This window comes from Methylolobus aquaticus (genome assembly GCF_054172105.1).
Window position 1 is genome coordinate 219315 of sequence record NZ_JBSYXP010000005.1, and the last position, 13885, is coordinate 233199.

A 13885-nucleotide genomic window follows, 5' to 3' on the forward strand; every position below is an offset into this window, starting at 1 on the left:
CCCCGACACCGCCAAGCGCGCCATCCGTTGACCGCCCCATGTCTGGCACCGACGACTTCGTATAATGGCGGAACGTACCCCAAACGGGCTGCTGACCGTGCGATCCCTGATCTACCATCCCGCCCAGCTGCGCGGCTGGGCCTTGCTGGGGCTATTGCTGCTCGTGCTCGCCATCCTCAGCGGCATGATTTGGCGCAATCTGGCCCGGCTCGAATCGCTCGGTTCGTACGTGCGCTATTCGCACCGTATCCAGATGGCGAACCTGAGCATGCAGAACGCGCTGCTGGAACACATCGCCGACAACCAGGTGATCGACACGGGGCGCCTGCAGGGCATTTCCGAGCAGGTGCGCGAACTGGTCCGATTCGACCGTCATCTGGACCCGGAAACCCCCGCGCGCCTGTTGTCCGTGGAACGCTCGCTGGCCGATCCCGGTGACGGCAGCGATTCGCCGGAAGCGTCGCGCACCCGGCTCCTGTCGGCGATGACACTGATGAGTCAGGCGCTGGACGAGGAGACGACCCGGCGCGAACAAATGCTGAAGTATCTGAGCAGCGACACCCGCTACGAGGTCGCGCTGGCCAGCGCCACGTTGGCGGCCATCCTGCTGCTGGCCGGGTTATTCCTGCGCCATCGCATCCTGGCGCCGCTGAACGATCTGCGCGTGCTGCTGATCCGGTTGGCCGAAGAGGACTTCAGCCCCATCGAAACCCAGCAGCTCGACCCCTTGCTGCGGCCGGTTTTCAACAGCTACAACGACATGGTCAAGCGGCTGGCGGAACTCGAGGGCGTGAAGCGGATGCATACGCAATCGCTGGAAGCCGAAGTGCGTGCGGCAACGCGCGCGCTGCTCGAACAGCAACGGAGCCTGGCCCAGGCCGAGCGCCTGGCCGCCGTGGGCGAGCTGGCCGCGGGCATCGCCCACGAGCTGCGCAACCCTCTGGCCGGCATTCAAATGAGCTGCGCCAACCTGCGTGGCGAGGTCGAGAATCCCGAGCACGCGCGACGCCTCGACCTGGTCACCTCAGAACTGAAACGGATGGCGCGCCTGCTGACGGACCTCCTTGAGCGCGCCAAGCAAAGCCCGGCCCCAGCACGCCCGGTGGCCTTGTCGAAGCTGGTCTCGGAATTGGTCGCCCTGACCCGCTATCAGATCTCGTCCCATATCGAACTCCGCAGCGAGGTACCCGCGGATCTCGTCTGCCGGCTCGCGGAGAACCGGCTGCGCCAGGCCCTGCTCAACCTTGTCCTGAACGCCGCTCAAGCGATCGATAGCCATCCCGGCAACATTGTCATCAACGCGCAACGCGATCATCGCTCTGTCATCATCACGGTCTACGATGATGGCCCCGGCTTCAGCCAGGAGCTGCTCGCCGGCGGAATCCAGACCTTTGCGACCAGCCGGAAGCAGGGCACGGGCCTGGGCCTCGCGATCGTCCAGCGGTTTGTGCGCGATATCGGTGGCCAGCTCAGGCTCGCCAACCGGCTCCCCCGGGGTGCAGAGGTCACGCTTCAGATCCCCGCGGAAGAGGGTCCGATTCATGCCGAATAGCCTGCTGATCATCGAAGACGAAGCCCTGCTGGGCACCGAACTGTCCCGCCATTACAGCCGGACCGGCTGGGAGGTCGAGTGGGCCCGAACGCTGCAGGACGCCCGCCAGCTGATCCGTATCAAGGGCTTCGAGCCGCTGCTGATCCTGTCGGATATGCACCTGCCGGACGGCAACGCGCTCGACCTGATGGAAGAGTTGTCCGCACGCTTGACCTACGCCGAATGGATCTTTCTGACCGGCTACGGCAGCGTGCCCGATTCCGTACGGGCGCTCCGGCTCGGCGCCTATGACTTCCTCGAAAAGCCCTGCGAGCTCGAACGACTCGACCTGGTCATGGCGAGTGCGGTCCGCTCCGCGTCCGCCCATCGCCGGCTGATAGACCAGGCCCAGAATCAGCACCGGCGGTACACGGCCGAAGCCTACATCGGTCACAGTGCGGCGGCGCGGCAGGTGCGCGATCTGCTAAGCCGGCTGACCGACGTGCCGTTCAGCACGCTGATCATCAGCGGCGAGACGGGCACCGGCAAGGGACTTGCGGCCCGCGTGCTGCATTTCGGAGGCAAGCGGGCCAAAGGTCCCATCATCGAACTGAACTGCGCCGCGCTGCCACGCGAACTGCTCGAATCGGAACTGTTCGGCCACGAGGCCGGCGCTTTCACGGGCGCGACGGCCCGTCATCGCGGCCTGCTCGAGCAGGCCGATGGCGGCACGCTGTTCCTGGATGAGATCGGCGAGTTGCACCTGGATCTTCAGGCCAAGCTGCTGAAGGCGATCGAGGATCGCAAGTTCCGGCGGCTGGGCTCGGAAAAGGAGATCGCTGTCGACGTGCAGATCATCGCGGCCAGCCATCGCGATCTGGCGGACATGGCCCGACGCAGTGAATTCCGCCAGGATCTCTACCACCGCCTCAGCGTGTTCCGGCTCCATCTGCCGGCCCTGCGCGAATGCAAGGAAGACCTGGAAGAGTTGGTCCCCTTGTTCATCGACGAATTCAATGCCGCCTCGGGAAAGCAGGTCAGAAGCGTCCCTGAGCCCGTCTGGGCTCAGCTCCGCGCCTATGACTGGCCCGGCAATGTCCGCGAACTGCGTAATGTGGTCGAGCGTTGCGTGCTGCTCTCCGACGGGCCGGTCTTTCCCGGACAATGGCTGCAGTTGCCGGGCGTCGCGCCGCCCCCCGGACCGGAGGCCAGCGGGGATGCGAACAGTCTGCGCATCCCCCTGGACGGCAGCATGGCGCTCGACGACATGGACTGCTACATCATCCGCACGGTACTGGAGCGTTACGACGGCAACGTGACCGGTGCCGCTCGTGCCCTCGGCACCACGCGCGAGACGCTGCGTTACCGCATCCGCAAATACGGCCTCGGCGACACCGTCTGAATCCCGGTTGCCGCCTACCGGTTAGGCCGAAAGACAGCGTTGACTCGGCCAGGTGAGGCGGCGTATACGGTTGTTACTCCGCGTGTTCTGTGCTCGGCCACCGGATCTTCGGCCTTACGATTTCATGATGATGACCATCCTGTCGTGCACTGAGGCCACGCCATCGCCGAGCGCACACGGAGACGCCAAGTCCAAACGCAAGGAGTCATCGCCATGTCCAAGAAAGACGACAAAGAAACCAAGGAAACCTCGAAGCAGGTTCAGGTTCAGCCCGTACGCCACACGGCGATCGGTCCGTTCGAGGAAATGGAACACCTGTTCGACGAATTCCTGTCCCGCGGCGGCTGGATACAGCCCTTCCTGCGTCGCGGCTTGTCCGAACTCGACATCCCGATACCGTTCGGCGCGCGCTCGCTGAAAATCGACGTGATCGACCGCGACGACGAGGTCGTCGTCAAGGCGGAGTTGCCGGGCGTCGAGAAGGACCACGTCGAGGTCTCGATCAACGACAACCTGCTGACGATACAGGCGACGGCGGAGCACGAATCCAAGGAAGAGAAGGGGCAATACTACCGACGGGAACTAAGCCGGGGAGAATTCCAGCGTACCGTCCGACTGCCGGGCCCGGTCGAAGGCGACAAGGCAAAGGCCTCGTTCAGCCAGGGCATTCTCGAAATTACGGTGCCGAAGGCACCCGGCGCGAAACGTCAGAAGGTCCGGATCGAGTAGACGCCACAGGCTGCCGCCGGTGTGCACCGGCGGCATCACGGCCTGACTGCGCTATCAGACTCCCCCGCTACTCCCAACCGTTTTATGTACTCGGCGAATCCATCCGCCAAAGGACCGCGGCCCGGCCGCACGGCGTGCTTTGGTCACTGCCGTACCTATTCTCTCAGCGCCAGTTCCACCCTATTTGAAGGCTGCCAGCGCTTCCGCGAACTTGGCGTGAGACACGGATGACGCCCAATCACTACCCAAGCCATTGGCAACCAGAAGCTTTATGGGCTGACTTTCCTTCACACCGGGCGCATCAGTGCTGAACGTGACAGTCAGCAAATAGACTCCTTTATCCCTGGCGCCCGACCTGTCAGTCCCCAACTGAATCAACCAATGATAGTGATCACCCGGAGCAAAGATATAAGTGCCGGCCGGAACGGTCTCTCGATGATCGGGCCGAACAGGATCAACGGGGACGGCATACCACCCGCCATCAGGGAACTGATACCCGTCAAATTTATTGGACACCCCGTCACTCGCAACTGTCGTCCATTCCCAAATCGAGATGGACGGCTTTTCTCCACCCGTCAAAACAAACTTGCTACCGTTCCAGACTTTCATGGAAGAGATGACATTAAGTGTGATCTTCAAGTTGTCGACCGAACCGTCGTCTCCCGGTCTAACTGGCAACGAAAAAGCATTATCGTAGTAACTCCAGGCATAGTCATCCACGACATATAGCGGGTTCCTTGTGCTGCCGCTGTCACTCATGAACGGCAAGCCGGAACCACCCGAGAAGGCGACATTCCCATTGTCGTCTCTGGGATTACCTTGAGCATCGACATTAGTGTATATTTTTCTTTCGTCCCACTCCCGCTCGACTCCAAAGAATGTCTGATAGACACTGTTGCGGCCAAGAACCTCTCCCGTATCGACCGACGTGGCTACAAGCTTTTTGTCGACAATTTTTAGAGAAATGTTGCCCGTTGCATGCGCAAGAGCACCGGTCGAAGCGACCAGGGCGGCAAGCAGCAACACGGCATGCGACACTCCAAAATTTTTCATTAAACCGCTCCAACGTTAAGGTTTGTTTATGTCAGCCAAGCGATCGCCCTGGTCCAGGGCCCTGGGCGACGAAGTTACAGTGAGATTTCCCCGGTTTGTCCCACACGCATGCCTTATTCGGAAAGTTTGGCCTGCCTCTGCCGTAGCTCCAGAACTACCGTCACGACTGACGGTGAGGTAATATGCGCCATCGCGACCACGAACCGAAGCCCAATTGGAAAAGGCAAGATCACCGCTGTAGGGGTCGGTTACGGTCCGGGCTACCCCATTCTTTTCAACGGTCAGCTTAAGCTTTGGAGCGTTCACGCCTAGGCTGCTGATACTGAACCAGTACCTGTCGGTTAATCTGGTCGATGACGGCTTGCAGTCGACGCGGTAACGTTTTTTCTCCTGACCCACTGAGAGCGTCCCGGAAAAGCCCTGTTCGCGACTCAGAGATGGCGCGCTGGGTGCACCTTCCGCGGGTACGACGGCCATCAACACGGAAAACGCTCGTATCCCAACCAACATGTTACTTCCATCTGGAATACCCTCAGGTTTCCCGCCACCAACCACGACCGTGTAGTTTCCTGCAGGAAGATTCCTGAATGCGCGTGCAGCGTAATGCGGGTGTACCTCATTCGAAACAGCATGCCCTAGGTATTGCAATGTAGAGTTACTTCCCCAGGAATTCCATAGTTCAAAGGTGTCAAGCACATCCAATACGCCATGACAAAAAGAGCCCTGTGACGAGCACTCGGGATTCGCATCGTCGTGACCAAGAGCTGGAGCAAGACCATAGTACAAGGTAAAGGCCGGAGCCAGATCCGTGCGAAACGGAATGCCATTAGTGCCATTCAGTCCCGGTATCGAGTAAGGCAGCCTATTCACAGACCTTACACGAATGCTGACATGAGATGTCGTAGTCAGCGTGAATCGTCCCCAGTAGACGTTATGCGTGTTGCCAAGCGTGAACGTGTCGTCGGGTTCCGTGTCCGCTCCATCTATCCAGCCATAGTTGTTGAATAGGTAGCCATAAAACCGTCCGGATCTGTCCAGATTCTGAGTGAGTAGGTTCTTGTAGATCACATGCGCGGCAGGCTTTCCACCTGGCAACCACAGTGAAATCAACATCAGAGCTATACTTAGATTGCTTCGCATGTGACTGAAATCCCGCCGCGTCCAACTAACGGCCTGCCAAGAGTACCGACTCGCTCGCAAATCCGACTAGGCTGAACAGGTACAGCGAAAGGACGGGTCGATTCCTGGAACCACACAGTTCCGCACGGAAAGCGCTTTTGCGGAGTTTGGCCCGCCGAACCTTCCCGATCACCCTGCCTATCCAGTCCGCGACTCCGCTTTGCCCCGTGCCGTACTGCCTCTACGCGTTGCACTCGCTCCCGGCACGCGCCACCATCTCGCGTCATCGTCGGCGCCGTACGCCTCCAGTTCCACACTGCGCCGCCAACCCTCGTCTGCAACAACGTCGCTACCCCCGACGGACGCAAAGTGCGGCGCGCCGCATATCAGACGCACGGCAATCACGCCAGTGTTGCCCGCCTGGATCGGCTAAGCAGGGCAGATTCTCAACCCCATAACCAGATGACCGGCCACGGAGCGCATGTCACCTCAACCTACTACAGTAGAGGCCCCAGTTTCGTATCGATGATTAATGACGTCGATAATGTCAATTGGCTGCCGGTTTTTTTGGGCGCAAATCCTACCCTTGTTCTTTTGTGTAATCAATTAGGACAGCAACCGCCATCACACATTTCTTGTAGGGTATATGTCTTGATGAGACCCCCATGGACCTCATTCATGACCCGTTGTTACGGAAAGTACCCAGCCCATTCGTTGACGTCCGACAGCGGCACATACAGGCTTAAGCAAACTATGTTCCCGCATGACGATCAAGTAACAACTATTAATCCCGCCCTACTCCTTCGTAAGCGGAATTGGCTGGAAACCACGGCTGGCGTGCCCCGCGCTGTACAGTAGATTCGGGCCGGAGTAATCAATCGGAGTGCCTTGCGCTAACTTGTTGCAGGTTATTCACCGCATTCCCTGCGTCAAAAGCCACGACCGGCTCCAAGATGAAGTGTGCGACACCGTACCCAGGGCCCAATATGCCGATGGGAACCCATTCCAAGCATTTGAAGATGAACGAACGGAAGAGGATTGATCGCTGACGACTGGGAGGCGCTTGCCTGTGCGCGGTGGCCCGGGAGCTGAGTCGTCTGGCCTCGACGGTAGCGCGGGCGGTCGCCCGCAATCAGCCCTTGATGCAGATGACCGGCTTCAGGCGGGCGACCAGCCGCGCGAGGCCGGCGCGCTCGCTGGCCAGCACCACGGCATCGACATCCTTGTAGGCACCCGGCGCCTCCTCGGCGACGCCCCGATATGAGGGGCTCCTGATCACGATACCGCGCTCGGCCAGCGTGTCGACGACTTGCCGACCGCTCCAGGTGCGGGTTGCCTGGTGACGGCTCATGCTGCGGCCGGCGCCATGACAGGCGGACGCGTAGGACAGCCTCGCGTTACCGGCCATGCCGGCGAGAATGTAGGAGGCCGTACCCATCGAGCCGCCGATCAGCACCGGCTGTCCGGTTTCGCGGAAAATCTCGGGCAACTCGGGATGACCCGGCCCGAAGGCGCGTGTCGCACCTTTGCGATGCACATGGAGCACCCTCGGCTTGCCGTCGACCGGATGCGTTTCCAGCTTGCAGGTGTTGTGAGACACGTCGTAAAGGAGGTCGAGTGAGGTCCCCTGGAAAAAGCGCTGGAAAATGGCCCGTGTCAAATGCGTGAGGATCTGCCGGTTGGCGAGCGCGCAGTTGATGCCGGCCCGCATCGCGCCCAGATACTGGCGCCCCACCGGTGAATCGATCGGGGCACAGGCGAGTTCGCGATCGGGCAGACGGATGCCGGCCTGCGCCGCCGCCGTCTGCATGGACTTCAGGAACTCGGTGCCGATCTGGTGGCCGAGACCGCGCGAGCCGCAGTGGATGGTCACGACGACCTGCCCGACCCCGAGGCCAAAACGCGTCGCGGTCGGGGCATCGTGAACCTCGGCAATCTCCTGCACCTCGAGATAGTGGTTTCCCGAACCGAGCGTGCCCATTTCGTTGCGTTGCCGCTCCTTGGCCCGGGCCGATACCGCTGCCGGATCGGCGCCGGCCATGCAGCCCTGTTCCTCGATGCGCTCGAGATCCGCCGGCGTGCCCCAACCGCGCTGCACCGCCCATCGCGCCCCGCCCACGAGCATGGCGTCCAGCGCGCGGTCGTCCAGGCGGATGTCGCCCTGGCTGCCGAGACCGGCGGGAATCGCCGCATAGAGCGCATCGGCGAGTTGACCCTTGACCGCTTCGATGGCATCCCGGCGGAGCCCCGTCAGCAAGGTCCTGACGCCACAGGAAATATCGAAGCCCACGCCGCCGGCCGATACGACGCCGCCTTCCGATGCATCGAAGGCCGCGACACCGCCGATCGGAAAGCCGTAGCCCCAGTGGGCATCGGGCATCGCATAGCTGGCCCCGACGATGCCCGGCAGCTTGGCGACATTGGTGAGTTGCTCGAGGACCTTGTCATCCATGGCCTCGATCAGCGGCGCGTCCGCGTAGATGACGGCCGGGACCCGCATGCCGCCGCTGGGGGCGATGCGCCACGCACATTCCGAGAGGCGTTCCAGTCGACCGGTGTCCATCGCCGCGGCTCCGTTCAGACATCCACGACGCATTGCGCCAGCCACGCTCCGCGAGCGTCCGGCGCGACCTTAAGCGCCGTGTAGGTGGCCCCCTTGACCTCGACGGCGGGTCGGTGCCGCACCCGATCGATCGCCTCACCCCAGGCCGTCGCCTCCAGCCCGTCCGCGCTCACGCGGACCTCGAAGCGGCTGAACAGCATGCGGCGCACGGCCATCTCGTAGATCAGCGCGTTCAGCCAGTCGACCAGCAGTGACTCCGTATCCGGCGCCTCGCATCGGATCCTCACCGCCCGCTCGGGGCATATCGTCGCGGGGTCACAGAGGATGGCGACCATCGCAACCGCGGCCTGGGCGAAAGCCTCGCTGCAGTCGCGACCGATGCCTCGGACGCCCATGTCCGCCATGTGGGAGAAATGTTCCCAGCGCGGGAGCGCGCGGGACTCCTCGGGCGTGTGGACGAGCGTCGGTGCCTGACTCTCGGGAACCGCCTCCGACCGGCCAAGGCCCGCGTCCGGCAACTCATTCGGGTTTTCGCAACGCGGCATTCAAGATACCCTACCAGCCATGGTTTCGCTTCGAGCATCCTAGCATGGTGGCGGTGCAGCTGCTCTTCGTTATCGGCCTCGCGAACGGCGCGCCGATTCTCGCCCAAAACCTGCTGCGGGATAACTGGCAGTACCCCGTCGACTGCGGTCGGAACTTCCCCGACGGCCGCCCGTTGTTCGGCGTCTCGAAAACGTGGCGAGGCATCGCCGCCGCGCTCGTCGCCGCGACCATCGGTGCCGTCGGAGTCGGTTTGTCGGCAGCAACCGGGCTTTGGCTGGGAATCGGGGCCATGGCCGGCGACCTTGTGTCGAGCTTCGTCAAACGGCGGCTCGGCATTGCGCCGAGCGGCATGGCTTTGGGGATTGATCAGGTGCCCGAAGTGTTGATTCCGCTGCTACTGGTGCAACACACGGTAGCCCTCACCGCAGGCGAAATCGCGGCGGTCACCGTTCTGTTCCTGATCATCGAATTGCTGCTGTCGCGGGTGCTATACCATCTGCATATCCGGAAGCAGCCCTATTGACGGCAACTCAGGCCGCACGCAGCCGGTGCAGCGTCACCTCGGGCGGGCAGTTGAAACGCACGTCGGCCACGCTGACACCGCTGCCAGTCGAAGTGTATCCCTGTAGCCCGTTATAGCGCCAAGCGCCAACACAGATCTTCCGTGGGGCGTTGGCGTTCAGCATCAGCGGAATGCCGCCAGGCAGGCAGATCTGCCCACCATGTGTGTGACCCGAGAGCATGACGTCGAACCCGGCGTAGGCCGCATGGCGATACATCTCCGGGCTGTGCGACAGCAAAATCGAAACGGCATCCCGCGGGATCTGATCCGTGGCCTTCTCGATGTTGTCGGCGCGGTAATAGTGGGGATCGTCGATACCGGCGAGATGGATGGTCGCGGACTGCCGACTGATACGGATCGACTCGTTCAACAACAGGCGGATGTCCATTGCCGCGAGTCCAGGCGCCATCCGGATGGTGTCGTGGTTTCCCAGCACAGCGTAGACCGGTCCACGCAGATGCGGGCGCACCCGCTGCATGGCATCCAGGGCTGCCTGATAGGGCCCGTAGGTCTTGACCCGGTAATCGCCCGTCAGGACGCAGATGTCGTAGTCGCCGACCTCGTGCAAGGCGCGGATCACCGCATCGGGACTATCCGGCGCCATGTCCAGATGCATGTCGCTCAGATGCAGCAGCGTGAAGCCGTCGAACTCACGCGGCAGGCGTTCGATGATGAGCTCGTTGTGGCGTACCTTCAGTGCGCGCGCATTGTCGCGCCCCCGCCGCTCCAGCATGACCAGTCGGAGGGTCAAGCGAATCAGGGCATGCAGGGACGTCCAGTTCTCGATGTGGAAAATCGTCCGCCCCTGGCCGAAGATGCGCGCCTCGTAGTCATGTTCGATGCCGAGCCGCTGCTCCAGGTGGCAACGCCCGACTCGCTGCTCGAGCCAGTGATAGTCCCCCAGTTCGACCGGGGGACAACGGAGTTTGGCAAGCTTGTAAACGCTCATGACGGCGACCCCTGTTGAGTCGATGTCGGATTCGGCCTGCAGTATAGTAAGGCAACGACGCAGATCACGCCGCCGCTCGCCTACGAGGTATGTGCAAAGCTATCCAGCAGGCGAGCCAGCTTGCCAATCGCATCCTCGATGGCGGGCACCATCGGTGCCACCGCATGGGGATCCTTCAGAGCGCGCTCGGCCTTGTTGGCGGCCGCCGCCATGCTCTGGAGCGCTTGCTGATAGGCCGGGGCAGACGTGCTGTACTTCGCGCCCGCGAGATCGATCTTTTGCTGGAACAGTTGGTCCATCAATTCATCGATCGTATCGGACGCGGACGAAGCGCGGCCACTAAGGGTCTCCAGCGCTCGAATGGTTCTTTGGATGTCGTCGGTCAATTTGTCCATGGCTTCACAACCCCCGTTGCGCTTGATCAAGTATTTCGCTATCCGTCTGCAAGGCCGTGACACCCGCAATCCCACGCAGCATGCCGGGCGCGGATGAACGAATGGACGTACGCCCGTTATTTTCGCCTACTTCGGTGCGATTCCAAAGATTCAATCGGAAAGCTCATGGATCTTCATCATTTAAGCGAGCGCCTGCGCCGCTTCGCCAACGAGAGGAACTGGGAACAGTTCCACAGCCCCAAGAACCTGTCCATCGCGTTGTCGGTCGAAGCAGCGGAACTGCTGGAGCGCTTCCAGTGGCTGACCGAAGAGCAATCGATCGCGCTGCGGGATCGTCCCGATGACTATGCCGCCGTCGTCGACGAGATGGCTGACGTGCTGATTTACCTGGTGCGTCTGGCAGACCGCCTCGACGTGGACCTCGAAGGGGCGGTCGCCGCCAAGATCGAAAAGAACGAGGCGAAATACCCGGTGCATTTAGCGTACGGAACCGCCGTCAAGTACAATCGCCGCGACACGAACAGCGACGGCTCGCAGGCCTAACGTCACTCCCCGGCGCCTCCCAGAAATGATCAGAACGCAGACGAATCAAGTCATCGCACTCGCCGGACTGACCCAGTGCGTCCACGCGGTGCAACAGATTGCCAAACGCGGCCATGCGGACGAAGAGGCGATGCTGCCCTGCATCGCCAGCCTGCTCAAGGTCGATGCCGAAGACGTGCTCGACATCTACGGCGGGCTGCCCGCACTGAAGCAGGGATTGCAGCTGCTCGAAAAGCAGATGGGTAATCCCAATCAGGTGGATCCGGAGCTCTCCCGCTATTCCGCGACACTGTGGTTCCTGGAACGTAAGCTGATGAAGTCCAGGGACAAGATGGCCCTGATCACGAACGGCGTGCGCGACATTGCGGAGCGCGTCGCCGCGACGGACCTGCTTCAGGACGAGGTGCTGGCCGAACTGGCGGAGCTCTACCAGAAGACCATCAGCGAGATGCGGCCCAGGGTCGTGGTGATGGGCGAGGAACGCCACCTGCGCAACACGGCCAACGCCAACCGCATCCGCGCCTTGCTGCTGGCCGGCATCCGTTCGGTCGTACTCTGGCGCCAGTGCGGCGGCAGCCGCTGGAAAATCCTGTTGTCGCGGAGCAGCTTCCAGCGCACCGCGCGGTGGTTGCTGAAGGATTTGTAGCGGGCGGGCACCTTTTTCGGTGGCAGCGGACTGTCAACGAAATGGCGCTAAACCCGGTCCCGAATCCTTCCGTCACGGCTCATCGACGCGAGGACTCAGGCCAGTATTGAATTACCCCGGCTCGGCTCGAGCGGCGGAGCGTGCGGTGAGGCGCGTGCTCAGGAACGACGCCGCTGAGTGCCTCGGCCATTTCTTGCTGCAAGGACCGCGTGCTCATAGGCGCCCCGTCGAACCCGCTCGTGCGACATTTTTTCAGGCGTACTTACAGTGTCGTTCCACAACCCAAGAAAGTCGTAGAGCGCGAATCGATAAACAATGGGCGCGAAGTACAACAGAGGGTAGCGTTCCTTTCGCCCGCCAGGAAAGACCGCGTTCGCTTCGACCGGATTTCCATGAATAAAATCGTTGCGCGCTCGGTACATTTCGCAATAGAGTTTTTGCAGAAGCGACACGCGGTCACTACATTTTGGAACGCCCGACACATAACGTTTTGCGCGAAGCCCCGAGTTGGCAAGCCGAGCGTTGGCTAACGTCGCCAGCACCTTGCTGAGGTCCACTTTTTCGTTCTCAGGTCGCGTAAGAACCTCGTGAGCGCTTACCCAAAGGGCAAGTTGGGCACCGTAGTCTTCGAGCGTCGCGTGGTTCTGGAACGGCATTGCGCTTGCCCGAAAAGCCATCTGCAGGGAACGAAACAACGCAACGTTGCTCCAGTTCTTGTCTCCTTGGATGTACCGCTCGCTCCAGCGAGCCAGCAGCCCATTAAGTAGGTACGTATCACAGAAGCCGCCCGACGCATGCGCATGCGGGATTGCGGGGCTGGTCTGTCCTCGGAAGGTCTTGAGTTCGTCCAGGCCGAGGAGTGCGGGCGCCTGGACGATAACGTTCTGCCCGTCTTTAGCCAACGTGTGCGGATATAGGGAGAAGGAATCCGAGAATCGGAAATACCCTATCTGTACTCCCCTCGAGAGAAACCTCATCCATCCCTCCGCCAGCGCAGTTACCGCCAAGGCATTTCTGAAGCCGACGAACAGTTCGACGTCAGGTTTAACATCCTCGCGTAGGATTAGCACGCTGGGAGTGATCTTTCGTCCAAACTGATCGCTAAAGCGAGCGACGAATGTTCGGAGGCCACCGTCTGCGCGCTCGACGCTTATTCGGGGGTCGGACGGCGGCGCTATCGCAACAAAGTCGTTTCCGACGGCTTCCTCGATAGAGAGATTGTTGAACAGCGCGACATATCGCCAAGAATGGGCTGGGCTCATGGTCGCAATGCCAAGGGGACCTCACGCCAACAGAGCGAAAAGCCCGTCAGTCGTACTTGATGTACTTGAACCGCGGATCGTCCGGCGTTCCCTCGAAAATGCCGCCGCTGTCCTCACGGGCATGCCACTGCACGATTTCCTCGATCTTGCGCGCCAGCGCGAAATCCTTGTCGGTGATGCCTTTAGCGGAATGCGTCACCAGCTTGACGATGACGAAGGCATAGGACACCGTCAGATCCGGATGGTGCCACGCGGCCTCGGCCAGGTGACCCACCGTATTGACGACCATCAGCGTCGCCTTCCAGCCGCTCGTGCGGTATTTGCGCCGGATCCAGCCGTTCTCGTAGGTCCAGTGCGGCAGTTCCTCCGCCAGACGCTGCTGAATCTCGGAATCGCTGTACGTTTTCGGCTGTTCTGTAGTCATAACGTGCTTCTCCTCCTCAGATCCCAGTTATCGCCCCATCCGCCGAGCCGCTCTTTCTGCAAAACGACGACCCGCCTTTACACCGAGCCCCGGTGGGCGCTAAATACGGGGAGCCGCGTGGCGCATTCCGACCGCGGCACGTACCACCGACGGAGGACATC

At 61.3% G+C, this 13885-nt stretch carries 13 protein-coding genes; 6 read left to right on the top strand and 7 right to left on the bottom strand.

Annotated features, from left to right (window positions below; all coding sequences use genetic code 11):
* The first annotated feature begins 64 nt into the window (after positions 1-64).
* From ACW73L_RS08605 to ACW73L_RS08615, 3 genes are all read left to right on the top strand, one after another.
* Positions 65-1552 (top strand): sensor histidine kinase, encoded by a 1488-nt coding sequence (locus tag ACW73L_RS08605; protein ID WP_498921360.1) that lies wholly within the window; start codon positions 65-67, stop codon positions 1550-1552.
* Positions 1542-2933 carry a sigma-54-dependent transcriptional regulator gene (locus ACW73L_RS08610; protein ID WP_498921362.1) on the top strand — a complete coding sequence of 464 codons (1392 nt, stop codon included), beginning with the start codon at positions 1542-1544 and terminating at the stop codon, positions 2931-2933. The genes ACW73L_RS08605 and ACW73L_RS08610 overlap by 11 nt, the downstream gene beginning before the upstream one ends.
* A gap of 213 nt (positions 2934-3146) precedes the next feature.
* Entirely contained in the window at positions 3147-3662 is a 516-nt protein-coding gene (locus tag ACW73L_RS08615; protein ID WP_498921364.1) for an Hsp20/alpha crystallin family protein, read from the top strand.
* 180 nt (positions 3663-3842) lie between these two features.
* On the opposite strand, the gene ACW73L_RS08620 is transcribed toward ACW73L_RS08615, so the two are convergent.
* The 3 genes from ACW73L_RS08620 to ACW73L_RS08630 form a co-directional block, all read right to left on the bottom strand.
* A complete protein-coding gene (locus ACW73L_RS08620) occupies positions 3843-4715 on the bottom strand; it encodes a hypothetical protein (protein ID WP_498921366.1) in 873 nt (290 codons plus the stop codon).
* Positions 4716-6966: 2251 nt separating this feature from the next.
* A complete protein-coding gene (locus ACW73L_RS08625) occupies positions 6967-8397 on the bottom strand; it encodes an RtcB family protein (RefSeq protein WP_498921367.1) in 1431 nt (476 codons plus the stop codon).
* 14 nt (positions 8398-8411) lie between these two features.
* The gene (locus ACW73L_RS08630; protein WP_498921369.1) at positions 8412-8942 is read right to left on the bottom strand and encodes an archease; all 531 of its coding nucleotides are present in this window, start codon (positions 8940-8942) and stop codon (positions 8412-8414) included.
* Positions 8943-8986: 44 nt separating this feature from the next.
* On the opposite strand from ACW73L_RS08630, the gene ACW73L_RS08635 reads away from it, so the two are divergent.
* On the top strand, positions 8987-9466 hold the full coding sequence (locus ACW73L_RS08635; protein WP_498921370.1) for a CDP-archaeol synthase: 480 nt from the start codon (positions 8987-8989) through the stop codon (positions 9464-9466).
* Positions 9467-9473: 7 nt separating this feature from the next.
* Here ACW73L_RS08635 and ACW73L_RS08640 read toward each other — a convergent pair whose 3' ends face one another.
* Both ACW73L_RS08640 and ACW73L_RS08645 read right to left on the bottom strand, forming a co-directional pair.
* Positions 9474-10454: a metallophosphoesterase gene (locus tag ACW73L_RS08640; protein WP_498921372.1), complete on the bottom strand. Its 981-nt coding sequence runs from the start codon at positions 10452-10454 to the stop codon at positions 9474-9476.
* An 80-nt stretch (positions 10455-10534) separates the two neighbouring features.
* Positions 10535-10879, bottom strand: coding sequence for a hypothetical protein (locus ACW73L_RS08645; protein WP_498921373.1), 345 nt, complete (start codon positions 10877-10879; stop codon positions 10535-10537).
* Positions 10880-11014: 135 nt separating this feature from the next.
* Between ACW73L_RS08645 and ACW73L_RS08650 the strand changes: the two genes are divergently transcribed.
* Positions 11015-11392, top strand: a complete 378-nt coding sequence (locus tag ACW73L_RS08650) for a nucleotide pyrophosphohydrolase (RefSeq protein WP_498921375.1) — start codon at positions 11015-11017, stop codon at positions 11390-11392.
* A gap of 25 nt (positions 11393-11417) precedes the next feature.
* Positions 11418-12038 (top strand): high frequency lysogenization protein HflD, encoded by a 621-nt coding sequence (gene hflD / locus ACW73L_RS08655; protein ID WP_498921377.1) that lies wholly within the window; start codon positions 11418-11420, stop codon positions 12036-12038.
* Between the two features lie 158 nt (positions 12039-12196).
* Here hflD and ACW73L_RS08660 read toward each other — a convergent pair whose 3' ends face one another.
* Positions 12197-13300 (bottom strand): hypothetical protein, encoded by a 1104-nt coding sequence (locus ACW73L_RS08660; RefSeq protein WP_498921379.1) that lies wholly within the window; start codon positions 13298-13300, stop codon positions 12197-12199.
* A gap of 46 nt (positions 13301-13346) precedes the next feature.
* Complete coding sequence (locus tag ACW73L_RS08665; protein WP_498921381.1) at positions 13347-13724, bottom strand: 4a-hydroxytetrahydrobiopterin dehydratase; 378 nt, start codon at positions 13722-13724, stop codon at positions 13347-13349.
* Positions 13725-13885 lie beyond the last annotated feature (161 nt).